This window comes from Dellaglioa kimchii (assembly GCF_046115505.1).
GTDB classification, from domain to species: Bacteria; Bacillota; Bacilli; order Lactobacillales; family Lactobacillaceae; genus Dellaglioa; species Dellaglioa kimchii.
Genome location: NZ_CP170736.1, coordinates 222,707 through 242,624, shown reverse-complemented (window position 1 = coordinate 242,624; position 19,918 = coordinate 222,707). Strand labels below are relative to the sequence as shown.

Genomic DNA, 19,918 nt, shown 5'->3' with positions numbered 1-19,918 from the left:
CCTCCAAATTTTTCTGCAAAAAAATAACCTCCCATCCCCCGTTTAATAAACGGAAGGACGAGAAGTTATAAACTTCACGTGTTACCACCTTGTTTTATTGTCACCTCACGATAACAATCTCATCAGGTACGGGTTTTAATATAACCGATACCTTTCCGCTGTATTGGGCGTACCCAAGGTAGATTAACATTGCTCATCTACCAAACGTTCCAAGACCATATTCAATTCCGTAATTTTGATCCCTTTTCAGCTACCAGGATTCTCTTAACTAATTACTAAAATTTACTCATCTTTTCAAAACGTCTTATCTGTATTCCTTATTGTAGTTGATTATAGCTAGATTAAAATTTAATGTCAACAGTTTTATTTATTTAACCATGTCTCTGTAAAAACATCTTCGTTAAATCCGGTCGTTAATTTTATTCCATCAGTTAATACCGGACGTTTCATTAACATTCCATCTGATGCTAAAATTTGACTTGATTGCTGAGTTGTCATCGTTGGTCGTTTATCTTTTAGATTTAATTCACGATACTTATTTCCTTGTGTATTAAAAAAAGATATTGCTGGAAGACCAGACTCATTCAACCATTTTTCGATTAGATTTGCCTTTGGTGTTTCTTGGATTAGATCTATTATATGGTATTCAACCTCATTTTCGTCTAACCATTGTTTTGCTTTTCTACAAGTTGAACATTTAGGATACCAATAAAAATCAATCATCATCAAAACCTCCTAGTTTTAAAAAACAGTGATTCCATAATAGAATCACTGCCTTATCTTTTAATCAAAATCTTCGTCTTCGCTACTGAACATGTAACTCTTATGATGGTATCGCATTGACATAATTAAGCCAATTCCAATCATATTTCCGACTAAAGCAGACCCACCTTGACTGACAAATGGTAATGGAATACCTGTTAAAGGTAGTAACCCAATACTCATCCCAATGTTTTCAAAAACATGGAATAAAATCATCATAATGACCCCAGTAGATAAGTAAGCATAAAATTCATTCTTCGTATCAAAGGTTGCACGAACCATTCGATAAATGAGTAAGAAATAAATAAAGATTAAAATACAACCACCAATAAACCCAAAGTTTTCGCCGATAACAGAAAAAATCATATCAGATTCACGGACGGGAACATAAACATTTGACACGTTAAATCCCTTACCAGTCATTTGTCCTGACCCAATTGCTTTCATACTTTGCCACAATTGATATCCTGTTCCGGATGTATCTTTTGATGGATCTAACCAGTTATCAATTCGGTCAAATTGGTAGGCAGAAAAGCCAACCTTTTCTAGAATTGATCGACCAGTCGTTGAAATAACCATGTATAATGCCGTTCCACCTACAACAGCCACCGTTCCAAATGCCGGTCCAATAATCTTCCAAGTGATACCTGAAACTAAAATGACACCACCTAAAATAGCAAAGAAAACGAGCATTGTTCCGAAATCATTTTGCAGTTTTAATAAAATAACCACTGGTAACGTCCATGCTATCATTTTCGCTAATAAAATAATATCTGTCCCAATTTTATGAGTTGGATAATCATTGTTATGTATCGTAACCACACGCGCCAACATTAATATAAATGCTGGCTTCATAACTTCTGATGGTTGGAACGTTAACGAACCAACTAATGGTATCCAACTTTTAGCACCTGTACTTAAAAATAAAGGTCGACTGTATACAAGTAAGACAATCATTAATAAAAACAGTCCTATAAAATACCCTATCGGAGCGACTCGCCATAATTGTTCTGAGTCAAATTGCATAATAACGACAATTGCAACGACACCAATAGCGTACCACATCAACTGTGAAACCATTTGGCTCATAATTGAGGTCGCACTAGTATCATGGGATGCTGATACGTAAATTGAGGCAAGCCCAATAATTGCCAAGACTAAAACGGCAAAAATAATACCATAATCAATTCTCGACTCACTATCGACCTCATCTTTTCTACTACTCATAGAATTCCCCTCCACACTATGTCACTTATTTCGTTAAATTTTTGAATAGGCTAAAATTTAAAAATTGACTAATTAACCGCGATGTAAGTGGAAATCGCGCAATAAAGTATCAATACCTTCATCACGAGTTTTAGCTTTGAATATCTCACCGTTACTTAATGTTGCAACAAATTTTGTATCTTGTTGAATGACTGTACCAATTTCAATACCGCCAACGGTTAATGAAACTGCATCCTCACCATTAATTTTAATATCATTTTCTGCTACTTCAATCTCTTTTTCTTTTTTAGACATGCTTTTCTTCTCCTTTAGGGTTCTTATTTCTTCGTACGGTAAAGTAATCAGGTACGGGATCGTATCCGCCTCTGACAAAAGGATGGCATCGTAAAATCCTACCGATACCCATAATAATACCTTTTGCACCGTGTTTTTGAATTGCCTTAATCATATAGTTTGAACATGTTGGATAGTACCGGCAACTAGGTGGAAACATCGGTGAAATAAATTTTTGATAAAACTTGATTGGTGCAAGCATTAAGTTTTGCATAAATAAATGACACCTCCTATATGAAAAGGTCCATCAACAGATTGCCCCGTTAATAGACCTCCCTTAATAACCAGTATCACAGTTGTTATCTACCTTGTTTTTCAATATGATCTAACAAGAATCCAGTTCCTTTTGCGACATCATCCAATGGTGTTTCTGACACCATGACAGGAATATCTAAGTTCGATGACATTAATAAATCAACACCATCTAATAATGCACCGCCACCTGTTAAAATAATCCCAGTATCAATAATATCTGATGCTAATTCTGGTGGTGTTTGTTCAAGAACTTCTTTAGTTGCTGCAACGATTGCTTGCATTGTATCATGAGTTGCTTCTTCAATCTCAGCAGAGCTAAGCACAACTGTCTTTGGTAAACCAGTAACAACATCTCGTCCACGAATTTCCATTTCTAATGCACGATTGTCTGGGTAAACTGTCCCAATTTCAATTTTAGCTTTTTCAGCTGTACGTTCACCGATTTGAAGGTTATGTTTTTGCTTAACAAAATTGATAACATCACTATTCAATTGATCACCAGCAACACGTAATGAACGGCTTGCTACAATATCGCCTAATGAAATAACGGCAACATCACTTGTACCACCACCAATATCAATCACTAAACTACCACGGGGTTGATAAATATCCAACCCAGCACCAATAGCTGCAACTTTAGGTTCTTCAGCAAGATAAACCTTGCCACCACCAGCTTTTTCAGCAGCTTGAATAATTGCTTTTTGTTCAATTGATGTGATATTTGTTGGGCAACAAATCAAAATACTTGGTTTTGATAAAAAGCCGCTCACATTTAATTTTTTAATAAAGTAAGTTAACATTTGTTCTGTAATATCAAAATCAGCAATGACACCATTTTTCATAGGTCTGATAGCTCTAATACTACCAGGTGTTCTACCAACCATTTTATATGCTTCTGATCCAACTGCTAATACACGACCTGATTTTGTGTCAATTGCAACAACAGATGGTTCATTTAAGACGATTCCTTTATTTTGTACGTTAATTAATACATTTGCGGTTCCTAAATCAATACCAATATCTTTAGCCATTATGCTTCTCCTCTCGGCACTTAAAACTTACACTAATGTAAGCATTATACCATATACCTATACAATAAAAAAATGTCCAAAATGGACATTTCTTCTATTTTACTTCATTTTCTGTCTTAATAATTATATCTTGTGTATCATCATTGATACGTTTAATTTCAGCACCCAAAGCTTCTAACTTTTGATGGAAATGATAGTAGCCTCGATCAAGATATTCAAGATGTGTAACTTGTGTATAACCACGAGCTACTAATCCTGCTAGCACAAGTGCTGCAGCAGCTCTTAAGTCTGTAGCAGCAACTTCTGCACCGTTGAAGTCAGTTGGACCATACATCACAACTGAGTTGCCTTCAATCTTAAATTTTGCATTCATACGTCGTAATTCTTCAAGATGCATAAAACGATTTTCGAATACCGTCTCTGTTAAAATACTTGTACCATCTGCCATTAATTGAAGAACAGTCATTTGAGGCTGCATATCAGTTGGGTAGCCTGGATGAGGCAATGTTTTAACTATAGTTGGTTTAATTTTTTCTGTTCCGATTACTCGGATACCATTGTCTTCTTGAATAACGTCAATACCCATTTCTTCTAATTTAGAAATTAATGGTTTATTGTGTTCCGCAATAGCCTCTTCGATTAAAACATTACCTTGAGTCATTGCTGCTGCAACCATGAATGTCCCTGCTTCAATCCGATCTTGGACAACTGCATGATCAGCGCCATGTAATGCCTTAACACCATGAATGCGAATTGTTTCGGTACCAGCACCTTGTACTTTAGCACCCATTTTATTTAAAATATTAGCTAAATCAACAATTTCTGGTTCTCTTGCAACATTTTCAATCACAGTTGTACCAGTAGCCAATGTTGCAGCCATCATAATATTCTGAGTTGCACCTACACTTGGAAAATCAAGATAAATGTTGGCACCCTTTAATTCATCTACAGTTGCTTCTATATAACCATCGAATTGTTCAATATGCGCACCCATTGCTTCAAAACCTTTTAAATGCAAGTCAATTGGGCGAGAACCTATTGCACACCCACCAGGCATTGCAATCTTCGCATGTTTAAGTCGTGCCAAAAGTGGTCCCATTACAACAATAGAAGCACGCATTTTTGAAACATATTCAAATGGTGCTTCTGGTGATAATTCTTTAGTCGCACTCATTTTAACTTCATTAGTTTCTTCATTAAAGTCAACGTCTAAATTTAAAAAACGTAGTACGTTATTCATTGTAAAGACATCTGATAAAACTGGTACATTTGACAGTGTATTTTCACCACTACTTGCTAAAATTCCGGCTGCTAGAATTGGCAATACTGCATTCTTTGCGCCTTCTATATGCACTGTTCCATTGAGTGAGTTTCCACCCTTGACGATTATTTTTTCCACAAGTTATTCCCCCGTTATTATTTAACTAAAAAAACTAAATTACGAACATTATCAATAAAATTTAAGAAAAAGGCACTGCTTGTATATCCTAATAAAATAGCCAATAAAACAATTAAAACTTTGATTCTTTGTTGGCTACTTTGTGGGAAAAATCTGTCTATTCGTAACCCTTGAATTGCCCAAAAAGCAATTCCAATAAACATTAGATGACTCATTAAAGTAACTAGCGATTGGATTCCCACAGTATTCATCAAAACACTCCTAAAATTTATTCGTCATAAGCATAGCATATTTTGTACCACTTGTCGCTAATATTTGTAACAAAAATGAAATATTTAATATGTATATACAAAAAAAGGTACTGAATAAATCCAGCACCCACTTTGTATTAATGTTTAGAGATATTAATTCGATTGATTGCACGTCTAAGTGCAATTTCAGATCTTTTAAGTTCATCAACATTATGTGTTTGTTTTGCAGTAGAAATCATCTGCTCAGCTCTTTTTTTAGCAGCCTGTGCACGATTTTCATCAATATCTTCTTGGCATTCTGCTGCATTTGCAACAACCGTTGCGACATTTTTTGAAAATTCAATGAATCCACCACTTACGGCAATTTCATCTTCTTCATTATCATTTACCTTAACCCTGACAGCATCAATATCAAGAGAAGCAATAACTGGAATATGATTGGGTAAAATACCCATTTCCCCGCTGGGTGTTTTAACAATAATCATTTCAGCATTATTGTCATAAACACTACCATCAGGAGTGACGATACTAACGGTCAAAACTGAATCTTCAGCCATCTGTTATTACCCCCTATTTTGCCATTTTATTTGCTGCTTCAATAACATCTTCGATTGGGCCGACACCATTGAAAGCATCTTCAGGAAGTGAATCATATTTACCATCAAGAATATCTTTAAATCCTTGAACTGTTTCAGCAATTGGTACATATGATCCAGGTTTTCCTGTGAATTGTTCGGCAACATTAAAGTTTTGTGAAAGGAAGAATTGGATACGACGCGCACGTGCTACAATTACTTTTTCATCATCAGATAATTCATCCATACCTAAAATAGAAATAATATCTTGTAATTCACGATAACGTTGTAACGTATGTTGAACTTCCGTAGCAACACGATAATGTTCTTCTCCAACAATTTCAGGTGTCAAAGCACTTGAAGTTGAAGCCAAAGGATCAACAGCTGGGTAAATACCTTGTTGCGTTAAGCTACGTTCCAAGTTAGTTGTTGCATCCAAATGGGCGAACGTCGTTGCAGGAGCAGGATCAGTATAATCATCAGCTGGAACATAAACTGCTTGAATTGATGTAACTGAACCCTTTTTAGTCGACGTAATACGTTCTTGCAATTGACCCATTTCAGTAGCTAATGTTGGTTGATAACCTACGGCTGAAGGAATACGGCCTAATAAGGCTGAAACTTCAGAACCAGCTTGTGTAAAGCGGAAAATATTATCAATAAACAATAACACATCTTGTCCTTTTTCATCACGGAAATATTCCGCAATTGTAAGACCAGTCAATGCAACACGCATACGGGCACCAGGCGGCTCGTTCATCTGACCAAACACCATGGCTGTCTTCTCTAACACGCCGGATTCTTTCATTTCAAAGTAAAGGTCATTACCTTCACGAGTACGTTCACCAACACCGGTAAACACTGAAATACCATTATGTTCTTGAGCAATATTATGAATTAATTCTTGAATTAAAACAGTTTTACCAACACCGGCACCACCGAATAATCCAATTTTACCACCTTTAATATAAGGGGCTAACAAGTCAATAACTTTAATTCCTGTTTCAAGAACCTCAGTACTTGCACTTAATTCATCATATTTAGGAGCATCTTTATGGATGCTACTACGCTCTGCATCTTTATTAAATTCAGGACCACCATCAATGGTATCTCCTAAAACGTTAAACACTCGACCAAGAGTATCTTCACCAACAGGGACAGAAATTGAAGCACCTGTGTCTTCAACAACTGTTCCACGTTGCAAGCCATCCGTAGAATCCATGGCGATTGTTCTCATAACTCCGTCACCTAATTCAAGCGTAACTTCGATAATTAGAGCAGTTCCATCTTCACGTGTAACTTTTAACGCATTATTGATATCTGGTAAGGTTTCGTTTAAAGAGAATTGTACATCGACGACGGGCCCGATAACTTGAACAACTTTACCGAGACTCATCTTCTGTATTTCCTCCTGTCATTTTACTCTAAAGCAGCTGTTGCACCAGTAATTTCTGTAATTTCTGTTGTAATAGCACTTTGACGTGCACGATTATACTTTAATTCTAATGATGCAATAATATCTTTAGCATTATCTGTCGCAGATTTCATTGCTGTAGAACTTGAAGCATGTTCAGCTGTTTTAGCATCTAAAATCGCACCATATACTAAGCTTTCAGCAAACTGAGGTAGAACAACTTCAAGAATTGCATCTCCCGAAGGTTCCATATCATAATCTTCATTACCCATCACATTAGACGTTTCAACACCCTCTGCATCTGTATCCATATTCACTTCTGAAATAGGAAGCATTTGTTCAGAATGAAAGTCTGATTGTAAACTATTAACGAAATGATTATAACAAACAAATAATTCATCATAAACTTCACTGTTATACATTGTTACCACTGATTTAACAATTTCACGAACCTCAATAAACGTTGGAATATCACTTACACCACGGTATTCGTAGGCAACCTCATATCCTCTATTTTTAAAGAAGTCAGCACCAGTACCACCAACAGCAATAATAACAGCATTATCTACAGTATGGCCATTTTGCTTCATCAAATCTAATGTTTGTTTAATCACGTTACTATTGTAACTACCAACTAAACCACGATCAGAAGTAATAATTAAATAACCACTTTTTTTAACAGGTCTCTTTTGTAACATATCAAAACCTGAAAATTTTGAACTATCATTCTCAGATGATTGCTTTGATTTTCCAGCTTTAGCATCTAAAAGGTGAGATTGGGCAAGATGGGTAATGACACTTCTAATTTTAGAAGCATATATCTGATAACTTTGAGTATGACGTTGAATTTGGCTTAACTTAGCAGTCGAAACAACTTGCATTGCGCCAGTTATTTGTCCCGTTTTCTTAGTTGAAACGATTCGACGCTTTACTTCCATTAATGAAGCACCCATTAATTCTCACCATCTTTCATTTACTTTTAGTTTACGCTTTTTCAGGAGTTACTTGGAAACCTTCTGAAAAGTCTTTGATTGCAGCATCAAATTTATCTTCGTCTGGTAAATTACCTGTTTCTTTGATGTGATTTAAAAGATCACTATGATTATTATCAAAGAAATCAAAAATTTCACCTTCAAAACGAAGAATATCATCAACAGGAACTGAATCCAAGAATCCATGTGTTAATGCGTATAAAATTAAAACTTGTTTTTCAACAACTAATGGCTTGTGTAATGGTTGTTTAAGTACTTCAACCGTACGATGTCCACGATTTAATTTAGCTTGTGTTGCAGCATCTAAATCAGAACCAAATTGAGAAAATGATTCTAATTCTCGGAATGATGCAAGAGCCAAACGAAGGCTTCCGGCAACTTTCTTCATTGCTTTAATTTGAGCTGACCCACCAACACGAGAAACTGATGTACCAGCATCAATAGCTGGACGAGTACCTGAATAGAATAAATCACTATCCAAGAAAATTTGACCATCAGTAATCGAAATTACGTTAGTAGGAATATATGCAGAAACATCACCAGCCTGTGTTTCGATAAATGGAAGAGCAGTCATTGAACCACCACCCAATTCATCACTTAACTTAGCTGCACGTTCAAGTAAACATGAATGTAAGTAGAAAACATCACCAGGATAAGCTTCACGACCCGGCGGACGTCTCAAAATTAATGACAGTTCACGGTAAGCCGTTGCTTGTTTTGATAAATCATCAAATACAATCAAGACATGTTTACCGTTATACATGAATTCTTCACCCATTGCTGAACCAGTATATGGAGCTAACCATAATAATGGTGCGGGAGAAGCAGGACCAGCACTAACGACAATTGTGTAGTCCATTGCGCCTAATCGACGTAACGTTTCCACTTGTGCGCTAACAGTTGATTCTTTTTGTCCAATAGCAACATAGATACAAATCATGTCTTGATCTTTTTGATTTAAAATCGTATCAATAGCAACTGATGTTTTACCAGTCTTACGATCACCAATAATCAATTCACGTTGTCCACGGCCAATTGGAACTAAAGCATCAATAGCTTTAAGTCCAGTTTGTAAAGGTTGATCAACTGACTTACGATCCATAACTCCTGGAGCCTTTTTTTCGACTGGACGAGTTTTGTTTGTCTTAAGATCACCTTTACCATCGATGGGTTGGCCTAAAGGATTAACAACACGTCCGATAAGTTCTTCACCAACAGGAACTTCCATGATTCTACCCGTACGTTTGACAACGTCGCCTTCACGGATACCTTCATAGCCACCTAAAATAACGATACCAACATCGTTTGTTTCTAGATTTTGAGCCATACCATAAGTACCGTCAGAAAATTCTAACAATTCTCCTGATAAAGCATTATCCAAACCGTGTGCACGAGCAATACCATCACCAACATAAGTAACGGTACCTACTTCATCAACGATAAGTTCGTCTTTATATTGTTCCAATTGTTCTTTAATTAAAGCACTGATTTCTTCAGCTTTAATGCTCATACAAGGTTCACCTCTTAACTACTTTAATATGTTACTCCGCTAATAATCGTTTTACTTTGTTGATTTTTGATGAAATTGAGCCATCAAAAATCTGATTATTGGCTTCAATAATAACGCCACCAATAATTTTTTCATCAATAATATTGTTAAATACTATCTTATTTGCACCGATTCTTTCTGCAAACTTACTTGATAATTTCGTTAATTGACTATCATCAAGCTCAATTGCAGTTGTGACGGTTGCATGTACAACTTTTTCTTTAACATCGCATAATCGTTCGAATTCTTCAATTATTCCAACCATATCACCCATTCGACCATAATCAAAGACCATTTGGATAACGTTTGCAATAATTGGAGATGCATCTTTGAGTAAGACTTTAACAAGGTCTTGCTTTTCTAACAAATTAAGACGTGCATCAACAAGCACTTCACTCAATTGTGGATTAGCAAGAAAAACTTGTCTAACTTCCTCTAATTCTTCAGAAAAGGCAACAATATTACCTTGTTCATCAGCAATTTCAAAGATGGCTTCACCGTAACGATTGGCAACGGTTGCCTTATCTAATTTCATTTTACTTTACCAACCCTTCAATATAAGAATTGATTAAGTTTTTTTGATCATTCTCATTTAATTCTTTTTGAATAATCTTAGAAGCAATTTCAATAGATAATTCAGCGACATCACTTTGAACGCTACTCAAAACTTCTTGGCGTTCTTGTTCAATATCTTTAACAGCATTTTGTTTCAACGTCGTTGCTTCATCTTGAGCTCCAGAAACGATATCATCATGTTGCTTTTTACCGTTATCTTTTGCACGACTAACAATTTCAGATGCTTCTTGACGTGAATTATCTAATTGGTCTTGTCGTTCAGTTGCCAAAATATCGGCTTTTTTTCTTGAATCTTCAGCAGAATCTAAATCATTTGCAATTTTATCTGCACGGTCACTCATCATTTTTGTGACAGGACCCCATGCAAAGTGTTTGATGATTAACATCAAAATAACAAACGAAATAATATAGAATAAGAAATCACCAGTTTGAAAATTACCAACTGCACCGAAAACTAAATCTGAAAACATCTATTGACACCTCCTTTTTAAAATTAATATATTTCGTTGTATCAACGAAGAATCAAACTTAATTTCAAAAATTATTTAGCCATCAATAAGAATGAAATAACGATAGCAATAATAGGAACGGCTTCAATCAAACCAACACCAATAAACATTGTTGAACGTAATTGACCAGATAATTCTGGTTGGCGAGCCATACCTTCGATTGTTTTAGAAATAACTAAACCATTACCAATACCTGTTGCGACAGCGGCTAAACCAGCTGCAATACCTGCTGCTAATAATCCCATAATAATTGTTTCCTCCTTAGATATCTTGTTTTATTCTTTTTGTACTTTTCCACCGATATAAACCATTGACAATGTTACGAATACGTAAGCTTGGATACTTCCGATAAACAGAGAGAATCCTTGCCAGATCATTTCAACTGGTAAAGCCACGATAGTCATTAATGGGCCCATAGAAACTGCACCACCAATTAACGTTAATAATACTTCCCCAGCGTAAATGTTTCCGTACAAACGAAGAGCTAATGTTAGCAAATTTGTAAATTCTTCAATCAAATTAATAGGTAAAAGAAATGCAACTGGACTTAAATAGGAATTTTTAATATATCCCTTAAATCCGAATTGAATAACACCCATAAAATGTGATAATAGCAGAATCAAAAATGCAAACGTTAGTGTCGTTAGCGGACTCGACGTTGGACTTTTAATCAACGTCTTGTCGCCAAAACCTATTTGTAAAAATAAACCCATTTGGTTAGATACAAAGATAAATAAGAATAACGTAAATGCTAATAAATTAAACTTCTTACCTTCTTTTCCTGGCATTGCGCTTTTAACAATACCGTTGGTGAAATCAATGAGCCATTCCAAAACATTTTGTCTACCAGTCGGTTTCATGGTCAGTCTTCTCGATAATACAATAGCTATCATCGCGACAATCACACATGCAAGTAAACCGGAAACGACATTCGTAATATTGAAAGGTAGGCCATAAAAATTCACAACGAAAGCATCTCCATCCACAGAATTTCACCTCTTTCCAAACTTTTATTTGACCGTATAAAACGGTATAAATTAAAGAGAATAACTTTATAAATATTCTCCAATTACAAAAGAAATCATACCACCAATTGAAATAAAATACAAAAGAAATTCTGACTTATTTTGAGTTTTTTTTCACATTAAAAAAAATGACACCTAGACGGCTTACGCGTAAGCATTCTAAGGGCCATTCATTTAATTTATTTCGTACCAAACAATCGATCACCTGCATCGCCCAAACCTGGGACAATGTAGCCATCTTCATTCAAGTGATCATCAAGTGCTGCTGTATAAATATCAATATCAGGATGTTTTTCACGTAAAGCTGCAACACCTTCTGGAGCCGCAACAAGACAAACAAACTTAATTGTTTTTGCGCCACGCTTCTTTAATGCATCAACTGCCATAATAGCAGAACCACCAGTAGCAAGCATTGGGTCTACTACAAGGAGATCACGACTAGCAATATCTTCAGGCATTTTTACAAAATATTCTGTTGGTTGGAATGTTGTTTCATCACGGTACATACCAATATGTCCAACTTTAGCTGCTGGTAATAATTCCAAAATACCATCAACCATCCCTAAACCGGCTCTTAAAATAGGGATAATAGCAATTTTCTTACCAGCCAATGTTTTTTGTGTTGTTTTACCCATAGGTGTTTCAACGATAACATCTTCTAAAGCAAAATCGCGAGAAACATCATATACCATTAGTTCAGCAATTTCATTAACAACTTCTCTAAATTCTTTTGTACCACAGTTCTTATCACGTATAATCGTTAATTTGTGTTGAATTAACGGATGGTCCATCACTTGAAATTTGCCCATTACGAAACACTCCCTTAAATTTAGTCTATTCTATTTTAGCGAATTATTACCTAAAATACTAGTCTTAAACGTATTTAATTTGTGAAATAGGATGCTTTTTAGATAATGCTAAAACTTGCGAACCAATTTCGGCTAATTTATCGTCATCATCATGAAATTGAATTGCGTATAGAATTAGAATTGCAATCACTTTTACGTCTTCGCTGTCAAACCCACGAGTAGAAATTGCTGGCGTCCCAATTCGAATTCCAGACGTTTTAAATGGGCTCAATGATTCATTTGGAATTGTATTTTTATTCACAGTAATATGAACACGATCTAATAAGTTTTGAACTTCTTTTCCATTTAACCCAGAAGGTGTTACATCTAAGTTCATTAAGTGATTATCAGTTCCACCAGAAATAACTCTCACTAAATCTGACTGTGCAAACACACCGGCCATTGCTTGTGAATTCTGAACAACCTGATACATATATGCCGTAAATGCTGGTTGCGCTGCTTCATAGAATGCTGCCGCTTTCCCAGCAATTACGTGTTCAAGTGGGCCGCCTTGTGTACCAGGGAAAACTGCCGAGTTTAGTTTTTTAGCATATTTTTCTTTAGCAAGAATCATTCCACCACGAGGGCCACGTAACGTTTTATGCGTTGTTGTCGTAACAACATCAGCTACATCTACGGGATTTGGATGCAGTCCAGTAGCTACAAGACCAGCAATATGAGCCATATCTACCATTAAATAGGCGCCAACTTCATCAGCGATTGATCTAAATTTTGTAAAGTCGATCATTCGACTATAAGCTGAGGCTCCGGCAATAATCATTTTAGGTTTTTCTTTAAGCGCTATTTCTCGAATAGCATCATAATTTAAACGTTCTGTTTTAGAATCAACACCATAACTAACAAAATTGTACAATTCACCTGAGAAATTTACTGGTGAACCATGCGTTAAATGTCCACCGTCGTTTAATTTCATTCCTAAAATCTTATCTTGAGGTTCTAAAAATGCCTGGTAAACGGCCATATTAGCTTGTGAACCAGAATGTGGTTGTACATTGGCATATTCAGCATGGAATAGTGCCTTAGCACGATCAATAGCTAATTGTTCAACTACATCAATATACTCACAACCCCCGTAGTAACGCTTATTAGGATACCCTTCAGCATACTTATTGGTTAACACGCTACCTTGTGCAGCACGTACGGCATCAGAAACGATATTTTCAGACGCAATTAATTCAATATTGTCCTCTTGGCGTTTTTCTTCATGAGCGATTGCATCCCACAATTCTTTATCCTGTTGTTTATATTTCACTTTTTCAGCGTCCATAAGTTCAACAATATTTTGGCTACTTGCTGCTTTTTCAAGACGGTTCATGTAAGCAACACCCAATCCCTTTTTATCAAACCCTTCAACTAAAATCATTTGAACATTAGGGTTGTCATCGAAGTAGCGTAAGCCGTCAAAAAGTGATTGACTCGCTGACTCGATTGTTTTTCCTAAAGAAGAATAGCCACTATTCTTAGGTATCTGATCCGTATCAATTTGACCTTCTTTAGCCATTAATCCGATTGCAATATCTTGTTTAGCGACCCAGTCTAAAATATCTGACCAATTTTGTGTTGAATCAACAATCGCAACTTGTGCTCTTGGTGCATAATGTCGATACTTCATCCCAGGTGCTTTTGGTGTTTCTCCTTCGGCAACTTCATGTGTATCATCACTAACGTGTCCAATTACATACTCAATTTGTGACTGAGTAACTGCTCCAGGTCTCAAAATTGTTGGTTCATCTGTACTCATGTCTAAGACAGTTGACTCCACCCCTACTTTTGTTTGCCCATCATCAATGATACCAGCAATTTTACCATTCAAATCATGAGCAACATGTTCTGCCATTGTTGGACTAGGTTTACCTGAAGTATTAGCTGAAGGGCCAACAATTGGAACGCCCGACTTAATAATAAAATCTAATGTAACTTTGTTATCTGGCATTCTAAAGGCTGCAGTTTCTAAACCGCCTGTAACAGTCTTTGAAAGAGCTCCTGCTTTTAATTTAAGGATAAGCGTCAATGAACCCGGCCAAAATGTTTTAATTAACTTTTCCACATTGGCAGTAAGTGGTTGTGCATATTCCCGAACTGTCTCTACATCGGCAACGTGTACGATTAGTGGATTATCACTTGGTCGACCTTTTGCAGCATACACTTGTTTGACTGCCTCTTCATTTGTCGCATCGGCACCCAATCCGTACACTGTTTCAGTTGGGAACGCAATCAATTGTCCTTGCTTTAATAACTCTGCAGCAGTTTCTATTTCATTAGGTTGATAAATAATTGTTTCCATTAACTCAACACCCCTTTTATAATTTTGCGTGAATCATTCTTTGATTATCAAAACTATCTTTTTTTCCTTCTATTAATTCTGCATTTTCAAATGCGTTTGTTAACAACTTTATCACGGCGTTTTCTTGTTGATACCCTATTTCAAAGAAAATATCTCTTGGTTTTTGCGTAAAGCGAGCCACCTCTTCTATCATTCTTCGATACAAGATTAGACCATTTTCAGCTGCAAATAATGCGACTTGCGGTTCATGTTCAATCACACTTTTATCCATCACATCTCGCTCATTTTCGGCAATGTATGGTGGATTAGACACGATGACATCCACTTTCAATTCATGAATAGGTTCTGTCAGATCTCCAATCAAAAATGTTACATCAACTTGCTGTGCTTGTGCATTTTTTTCGGCAACCGTAATCGCTTCTTTAGAAATATCACTTGCAAAGATTTGCCAATTTGGTCGCTGTTGTTTTAAAGCAATCGCAATTGCTCCAGAACCGGTTCCAATATCAGCAATTATTAACTTCTCATTAGCAGGTAACGTCTCCAACATCCATTCTACCAATTCTTCCGTCTCAGGTCTCGGAATAAGGGTTGCTTCGGTCACTTTCAACTGCATACCAAAAAAGTAGGCATGACCAACAATGTATTGTGCCGGCATTCCATCACAAAATTGCTGAATATCTATCTGATATTGTTGCCACTCATTTTTTGGCATTTTTGTTTGATAATTCATTAACAAATCAGTCGTTGACCATCCTAGTCGCTCTAATAATAGCCACTGCCCACTTTCAACTTCTAACTTATGTTCCTCTATACACAAAGAAGCCCATTTCAAGGCTTCGTAGTAGGTTGGATTAGTCATTTTCTTGCAACTTTTCCATTTTTTGTGTTTGATCATATAAAATCAATGAATCAATTACTTCTTCAAGTTCACCATTCATAACGCGATCTAGTTTATTTAATGATAATCCAATTCGATGATCAGTCACACGATTTTGAGGGAAATTATAGGTTCTAATTCGTTCTGAACGGTCCCCTGATCCAACGGCTGATTTTCTATTTTCATTGTAAGCACTTTGTTCTTGTTGTGAATAGAAATCATAAACTCGAGCCTTCAAAATTTTCATAGCTTTTTCACGATTTTGTTGTTGTGAACGTTCATCTTGCATAGCTACAACAATGTTTGTTGGTAAATGGGTCATTCGGACAGCAGATGACGTCTTATTAACATGTTGTCCACCGGCACCAGAAGAACGATAAACATCCGTTCTAATATCTTTTGCATCAATTTCAATTTCAACATCTTCTGCTTCAGGCATAACACCTACTGTTGCAGTAGAAGTATGCACACGTCCAGCTGATTCTGTTGATGGAATTCGTTGAACTCGATGTGCACCACTTTCATATTTCAGTTTAGAAAAGACGCTATCACCATTAATCAACAGGACAATTTCTTTAAAGCCACCGACTTCAGTCACATTTTTATCCACAATTTCAACAGTCCAACCTTGCTTCTCAGCGTATTTAGAATACATTGAGAATAAATCTGCAGCAAATAAACTAGCTTCATCCCCACCGGCAGCGCCGTGAATTTCCATGATAATATTTTTATCATCATTAGGATCCTTAGGAATTAATAGTACCTTAATTTCTTCTTCTAAAGCTGCTTTTGCTTTCTTTGCGTCAGATAATTCTTCTTTAGCCATTTCAGCCATTTCAGAATCTAAATTTTCGCCTAGCATTTCTTCAGCATCTGCAAGTTCTTGAACAACAACTTTATATTGGCGATATTTCTCAACTGTTTCGCGGATACTTGCCATTTCTTTTGATAATTCCATAAAACGATTATTATTTGAAATAATCTCAGGATCAGACAATAATTCGCCTAATTCTTCATAGCGATCATCAACTGATTGTAATTGATCATACATTTCATCCATTTTATATTGTCTCCTCTTAATTCTTTATCTTTCTAGTCTATCTGATTATTGTAATTGTGTCATCAACGGATTGTTATAATGTTTACGACATACTGGATAATAATCTTCATTACCACCTATTAAAATTTGTTCGCCAGCATATACAGGTTTACCATCATGAATACGTAAATTCATGATGGCCTTTTTATGACAAAACCAGCAAATTGTTTTCATTTCTTCAATCTTGTCAGCATATAATAATAAATATTTTGATCCTTCAAACAATTCGTTTTTAAAATCATTCTTTAACCCAAAGGCCATAACTGGAATATTTAATTCATCCACAATTTTAGCTAATTGAATAATATGTGCTTGTTTTAGAAATTGTGATTCGTCTATTAAAACACAAGCAGCATTTGAATTAGTCTGTTGAACTAAATCAAAGACATTTGTTTCTTCAAAAATAGGTGTCGCCTCACGTTTCAACCCAATTCGACTTGAAACAAATCCAACACCATCCCTGTCATCCACACCACTTGTTAAAATAATAACTGATTTATTTTGTTCTTCATAATTATGCGCAACTTTTAAGATTTCAATTGTCTTACCACTATTCATTGCACCGTATTTAAAAAATAATTGCGCCATAATAAACCTCTTCTGTTTTTCAGATTTCCGTCTTTAAGTATATCCGATTTAAGCTTGGATTTCATTAAATAAAAATTTTTTCTTAATATTAGGCATTTTATATGTAGAATTTTGTAATTATGCTATTATAGACATAATATAAATTCAGTAAAGTAGGCTATGACGTGGATTCTATCCTATGTAGTCAATTTTCTGTAAACGGAGGATATTTTAATGACGATAAAAAGCTCAATAGCAACTGTCGCAGGGAAATCATCATATTGGTTTTTGCACACCTTTCTAAAAGGTGGTAGCTCTCTACCCGGCAAAATAACTGCCGCGTTAGATCCAGAAATTTTAAAAACATTAGGTGCTAATTATGACGTTATTGTCATCACTGGAACCAACGGTAAAACCTTAACAACTGCCTTAACAGTTAAGGTTTTAGGTGCTAAATATGACCATATCTTAACAAACTCTGCTGGATCAAATATGGAACAAGGTATTATCACAGCATTTCTAACGGATAAGCGCAAAAAAAATGAGCGTCCTCTTGCTATTCTTGAGGTTGATGAAGCAAATGTCATTAAAGTCACCCAATACATCACGCCTAAAGCATTTGTTTTAACAAATATTTTCCGTGATCAAATGGACCGCTATGGTGAAATTTATACAACTTACAAAAAAATTATTGATGGGATTAAATTAGCACCCAATGCAACAATTATTGCAAATGGTGATGCACCCATTTTCCATTCAATTGAATTACCAAATCCTTTTGTTTTCTACGGTTTTAATCATGAAGAGGAAACCGAAAGTTTAGCACCTACGAATACTGATGGGATTCTTTGTCCGGTTTGTCAACATATCTTACATTATAAAACCCGTACGTATGCTAATCTCGGGAAATATTATTGTCCAAACTGTCATTTTAGTCGTCCAAAATTAGACTACCAATTGACATCACTTTTGGAACAAACACCCACATCATCTCACTTTATAGTTGATGGACAACCTATGGAAATTCATGTCGGCGGTTTATATAACATCTACAACGCCCTTGCTGCTTATGCAGTTGGTCGTGTCTTCAATGTTGGTCCTGCAACAATTAGTAATACATTAAGTGAAGACGATGAGCAAGTCTTTGGTCGACAAGAAGTCATCCATGTTGAAGACAAAGACATTACCTTAGTCTTAGTTAAAAATCCAGTTGGCCTCGATCAGGTACTAGATATGATTGCAACAGATACAGAGCCATTCTCATTGGCCTTCTTATTGAATGCAAATTATGCAGATGGTATTGATACGAGTTGGATTTGGGATGGGAATTTCGAACAATTAACACAAATGAACATTCCTCAATTCATGACTGGTGGCGAACGTTATAAAGATGTTTCATTCCGTTTTAAGGTTGCTGGTGTCAAAGATGAACAATTAATTAAAGAACCTGACATTGCTAAAGTTATCGAACAACTTAAAACCTTCCCCACAAAACATATTTACGTTTTAGCCACTTATACAGCTGTTTTACAGTTGCGTAAATCACTCGCTAATGATGGTTATATCAAGGAGGGCATGTAATAATGGCAAAATATCATTTAAACGTCGCCCATTTATATGGTGACTTATTGAATACTTATGGTGATGTTGGTAACCTATTGGTATTAGAATATTATGCCAAGCAAATGGATACTGACTTACAAACTGAAGTCATCAGTTTAGATCAACCCTTTGACAAAGATCATTTTGACTTAACTTTCTTTGGTGGTGGACAAGATTTCGAACAAAAAATTGTCTCAAAAGATATTCAAGACAAAAAAGAGGCCTTAACCGACTATATTGAAGATAACGGTCCCCTTCTCGCAATTTGTGGCGGTTACCAATTACTTGGTCAATATTATGTCGGTGCTGATGGTGAAAAAATTCCTGGCATTGGTGCAATGAGTCATTATACAGAGACACAAGATGACAATCGTTTTATCGGAGATATTACGATTCAAAATGAAGATACCGGTGAAACTTACCATGGTTTTGAAAATCATAACGGAATGACCTTCCTCGGTAAAGATGAACGACCACTTGGTAAAGTGTTAAAAGGTAAAGGTAATAATGGTAGTGATGCTTCAGAAGGTGTCATTTACAAAAACGTTTTTGGTTCATATTTCCATGGCCCAATCTTAACAAGAAATGGTGAATTAGCTAAACGTCTACTACTGCTTGCGTTGCATCGTAAATATCCAGATGTTGATTTTAGTCAACAAGAAGCACTCGTTATCGAACCAACATTTTAGTAAAAAAATAAAGATTCAAACAATAGTATA

22 protein-coding genes, 1 pseudogene and 1 other annotated feature are annotated in these 19,918 nt (G+C 35.8%); of the genes and pseudogenes, 2 read left to right on the top strand and 21 right to left on the bottom strand.

All coding sequences use genetic code 11. The features are described from left to right. Positions 1-50 precede the first annotated feature (50 nt). Positions 51-307 (bottom strand) — a binding site (T-box leader). Positions 308-363: 56 nt separating this feature from the next. From ACE83Q_RS01180 to ACE83Q_RS01080, 21 genes and pseudogenes are all read right to left on the bottom strand, one after another. Then, the gene (locus tag ACE83Q_RS01180) at positions 364-723 is read right to left on the bottom strand and encodes an arsenate reductase family protein (protein WP_409022782.1); all 360 of its coding nucleotides are present in this window, start codon (positions 721-723) and stop codon (positions 364-366) included. Between the two features lie 60 nt (positions 724-783). Then, complete coding sequence (locus tag ACE83Q_RS01175; RefSeq protein ID WP_409022315.1) at positions 784-1,989, bottom strand: FtsW/RodA/SpoVE family cell cycle protein; 1,206 nt, start codon at positions 1,987-1,989, stop codon at positions 784-786. 72 nt (positions 1,990-2,061) lie between these two features. Beyond that, positions 2,062-2,283: a DUF2969 domain-containing protein gene (locus ACE83Q_RS01170; RefSeq protein ID WP_409022314.1), complete on the bottom strand. Its 222-nt coding sequence runs from the start codon at positions 2,281-2,283 to the stop codon at positions 2,062-2,064. Then, positions 2,276-2,536, bottom strand: coding sequence for a membrane protein insertion efficiency factor YidD (yidD, locus tag ACE83Q_RS01165; RefSeq protein ID WP_409022313.1), 261 nt, complete (start codon positions 2,534-2,536; stop codon positions 2,276-2,278). The genes ACE83Q_RS01170 and yidD overlap by 8 nt, the downstream gene beginning before the upstream one ends. 85 nt (positions 2,537-2,621) lie before the next feature. After that, positions 2,622-3,608, bottom strand: a complete 987-nt coding sequence (locus ACE83Q_RS01160) for a rod shape-determining protein (RefSeq protein ID WP_409022312.1) — start codon at positions 3,606-3,608, stop codon at positions 2,622-2,624. Between the two features lie 94 nt (positions 3,609-3,702). Further along, positions 3,703-5,007, bottom strand: coding sequence for a UDP-N-acetylglucosamine 1-carboxyvinyltransferase (gene murA, locus ACE83Q_RS01155; protein WP_409022311.1), 1,305 nt, complete (start codon positions 5,005-5,007; stop codon positions 3,703-3,705). Between the two features lie 17 nt (positions 5,008-5,024). Next, positions 5,025-5,258, bottom strand: a complete 234-nt coding sequence (locus ACE83Q_RS01150; protein WP_409022310.1) for a DUF1146 family protein — start codon at positions 5,256-5,258, stop codon at positions 5,025-5,027. 137 nt (positions 5,259-5,395) lie between these two features. Beyond that, on the bottom strand, positions 5,396-5,815 hold the full coding sequence (locus tag ACE83Q_RS01145; RefSeq protein ID WP_409022309.1) for a F0F1 ATP synthase subunit epsilon: 420 nt from the start codon (positions 5,813-5,815) through the stop codon (positions 5,396-5,398). A gap of 13 nt (positions 5,816-5,828) precedes the next feature. After that, the gene (gene atpD, locus ACE83Q_RS01140) at positions 5,829-7,229 is read right to left on the bottom strand and encodes a F0F1 ATP synthase subunit beta (protein WP_409022308.1); all 1,401 of its coding nucleotides are present in this window, start codon (positions 7,227-7,229) and stop codon (positions 5,829-5,831) included. A gap of 23 nt (positions 7,230-7,252) precedes the next feature. Then, a complete protein-coding gene (locus ACE83Q_RS01135) occupies positions 7,253-8,200 on the bottom strand; it encodes a F0F1 ATP synthase subunit gamma (RefSeq protein WP_409022307.1) in 948 nt (315 codons plus the stop codon). Between the two features lie 31 nt (positions 8,201-8,231). Further along, on the bottom strand, positions 8,232-9,749 hold the full coding sequence (gene atpA, locus ACE83Q_RS01130; RefSeq protein ID WP_409022306.1) for a F0F1 ATP synthase subunit alpha: 1,518 nt from the start codon (positions 9,747-9,749) through the stop codon (positions 8,232-8,234). 31 nt (positions 9,750-9,780) lie between these two features. Next, complete coding sequence (gene atpH / locus ACE83Q_RS01125; protein ID WP_409022305.1) at positions 9,781-10,323, bottom strand: ATP synthase F1 subunit delta; 543 nt, start codon at positions 10,321-10,323, stop codon at positions 9,781-9,783. A 1-nt stretch (position 10,324) separates the two neighbouring features. Next, positions 10,325-10,834 (bottom strand): F0F1 ATP synthase subunit B, encoded by a 510-nt coding sequence (atpF, locus tag ACE83Q_RS01120; RefSeq protein ID WP_409022304.1) that lies wholly within the window; start codon positions 10,832-10,834, stop codon positions 10,325-10,327. A 71-nt stretch (positions 10,835-10,905) separates the two neighbouring features. Then, complete coding sequence (atpE, locus tag ACE83Q_RS01115) at positions 10,906-11,118, bottom strand: F0F1 ATP synthase subunit C (RefSeq protein ID WP_409022303.1); 213 nt, start codon at positions 11,116-11,118, stop codon at positions 10,906-10,908. Between the two features lie 30 nt (positions 11,119-11,148). Continuing rightward, the gene (gene atpB / locus ACE83Q_RS01110; RefSeq protein WP_409022302.1) at positions 11,149-11,859 is read right to left on the bottom strand and encodes a F0F1 ATP synthase subunit A; all 711 of its coding nucleotides are present in this window, start codon (positions 11,857-11,859) and stop codon (positions 11,149-11,151) included. A gap of 218 nt (positions 11,860-12,077) precedes the next feature. Further along, on the bottom strand, positions 12,078-12,707 hold the full coding sequence (gene upp / locus ACE83Q_RS01105; RefSeq protein WP_409022301.1) for a uracil phosphoribosyltransferase: 630 nt from the start codon (positions 12,705-12,707) through the stop codon (positions 12,078-12,080). A 64-nt stretch (positions 12,708-12,771) separates the two neighbouring features. Then, the gene (gene glyA, locus ACE83Q_RS01100; protein WP_409022781.1) at positions 12,772-14,034 is read right to left on the bottom strand and encodes a serine hydroxymethyltransferase; all 1,263 of its coding nucleotides are present in this window, start codon (positions 14,032-14,034) and stop codon (positions 12,772-12,774) included. Between the two features lie 33 nt (positions 14,035-14,067). Then, positions 14,068-15,051: pseudogene (locus tag ACE83Q_RS01095) on the bottom strand (L-threonylcarbamoyladenylate synthase); the annotation flags it as partial. Between the two features lie 16 nt (positions 15,052-15,067). Beyond that, positions 15,068-15,913: a peptide chain release factor N(5)-glutamine methyltransferase gene (prmC, locus tag ACE83Q_RS01090; protein WP_409022300.1), complete on the bottom strand. Its 846-nt coding sequence runs from the start codon at positions 15,911-15,913 to the stop codon at positions 15,068-15,070. Next, positions 15,906-16,991, bottom strand: a complete 1,086-nt coding sequence (gene prfA, locus ACE83Q_RS01085) for a peptide chain release factor 1 (protein WP_409022299.1) — start codon at positions 16,989-16,991, stop codon at positions 15,906-15,908. The genes prmC and prfA overlap by 8 nt, the downstream gene beginning before the upstream one ends. Before the next feature lie 45 nt (positions 16,992-17,036). After that, entirely contained in the window at positions 17,037-17,618 is a 582-nt protein-coding gene (locus ACE83Q_RS01080) for a thymidine kinase (RefSeq protein WP_409022298.1), read from the bottom strand. Positions 17,619-17,831: 213 nt separating this feature from the next. On the opposite strand from ACE83Q_RS01080, the gene ACE83Q_RS01075 reads away from it, so the two are divergent. After that, complete coding sequence (locus tag ACE83Q_RS01075) at positions 17,832-19,178, top strand: MurT ligase domain-containing protein (protein ID WP_409022297.1); 1,347 nt, start codon at positions 17,832-17,834, stop codon at positions 19,176-19,178. A gap of 2 nt (positions 19,179-19,180) precedes the next feature. Next, a complete protein-coding gene (locus tag ACE83Q_RS01070) occupies positions 19,181-19,888 on the top strand; it encodes a type 1 glutamine amidotransferase (RefSeq protein WP_409022296.1) in 708 nt (235 codons plus the stop codon). The last annotated feature ends 30 nt before the right edge of the window (positions 19,889-19,918 follow it).

Bases quoted from the DNA above. Each gene is read 5' to 3' on its own strand.
- ACE83Q_RS01180 (WP_409022782.1), bottom strand. From the start codon at position 723: ATGATTGATTTTTATTGGTATCCTAAATGTTCAACTTGTAGAAAAGCA.
- ACE83Q_RS01150 (WP_409022310.1), bottom strand. From the start codon at position 5,258: ATGAATACTGTGGGAATCCAATCGCTAGTTACTTTAATGAGTCATCTA.
- atpA (WP_409022306.1), bottom strand. From the start codon at position 9,749: ATGAGCATTAAAGCTGAAGAAATCAGTGCTTTAATTAAAGAACAATTG.
- atpE (WP_409022303.1), bottom strand. From the start codon at position 11,118: ATGGGATTATTAGCAGCAGGTATTGCAGCTGGTTTAGCCGCTGTCGCA.
- upp (WP_409022301.1), bottom strand. From the start codon at position 12,707: ATGGGCAAATTTCAAGTGATGGACCATCCGTTAATTCAACACAAATTA.
- glyA (WP_409022781.1), bottom strand. From the start codon at position 14,034: ATGGACGCTGAAAAAGTGAAATATAAACAACAGGATAAAGAATTGTGG.
- prfA (WP_409022299.1), bottom strand. From the start codon at position 16,991: ATGGATGAAATGTATGATCAATTACAATCAGTTGATGATCGCTATGAA.
- ACE83Q_RS01070 (WP_409022296.1), top strand. From the start codon at position 19,181: ATGGCAAAATATCATTTAAACGTCGCCCATTTATATGGTGACTTATTG.
- ACE83Q_RS01075 (WP_409022297.1), top strand. From the start codon at position 17,832: ATGACGATAAAAAGCTCAATAGCAACTGTCGCAGGGAAATCATCATAT.
- ACE83Q_RS01145 (WP_409022309.1), bottom strand. From the start codon at position 5,815: ATGGCTGAAGATTCAGTTTTGACCGTTAGTATCGTCACTCCTGATGGT.
- atpH (WP_409022305.1), bottom strand. From the start codon at position 10,323: ATGAAATTAGATAAGGCAACCGTTGCCAATCGTTACGGTGAAGCCATC.
- ACE83Q_RS01170 (WP_409022314.1), bottom strand. From the start codon at position 2,283: ATGTCTAAAAAAGAAAAAGAGATTGAAGTAGCAGAAAATGATATTAAA.
- ACE83Q_RS01080 (WP_409022298.1), bottom strand. From the start codon at position 17,618: ATGGCGCAATTATTTTTTAAATACGGTGCAATGAATAGTGGTAAGACA.
- atpD (WP_409022308.1), bottom strand. From the start codon at position 7,229: ATGAGTCTCGGTAAAGTTGTTCAAGTTATCGGGCCCGTCGTCGATGTA.
- yidD (WP_409022313.1), bottom strand. From the start codon at position 2,536: ATGCAAAACTTAATGCTTGCACCAATCAAGTTTTATCAAAAATTTATT.
- atpF (WP_409022304.1), bottom strand. From the start codon at position 10,834: ATGTTTTCAGATTTAGTTTTCGGTGCAGTTGGTAATTTTCAAACTGGT.
- prmC (WP_409022300.1), bottom strand. From the start codon at position 15,913: ATGACTAATCCAACCTACTACGAAGCCTTGAAATGGGCTTCTTTGTGT.
- ACE83Q_RS01135 (WP_409022307.1), bottom strand. From the start codon at position 8,200: ATGGGTGCTTCATTAATGGAAGTAAAGCGTCGAATCGTTTCAACTAAG.
- ACE83Q_RS01175 (WP_409022315.1), bottom strand. From the start codon at position 1,989: ATGAGTAGTAGAAAAGATGAGGTCGATAGTGAGTCGAGAATTGATTAT.
- ACE83Q_RS01160 (WP_409022312.1), bottom strand. From the start codon at position 3,608: ATGGCTAAAGATATTGGTATTGATTTAGGAACCGCAAATGTATTAATT.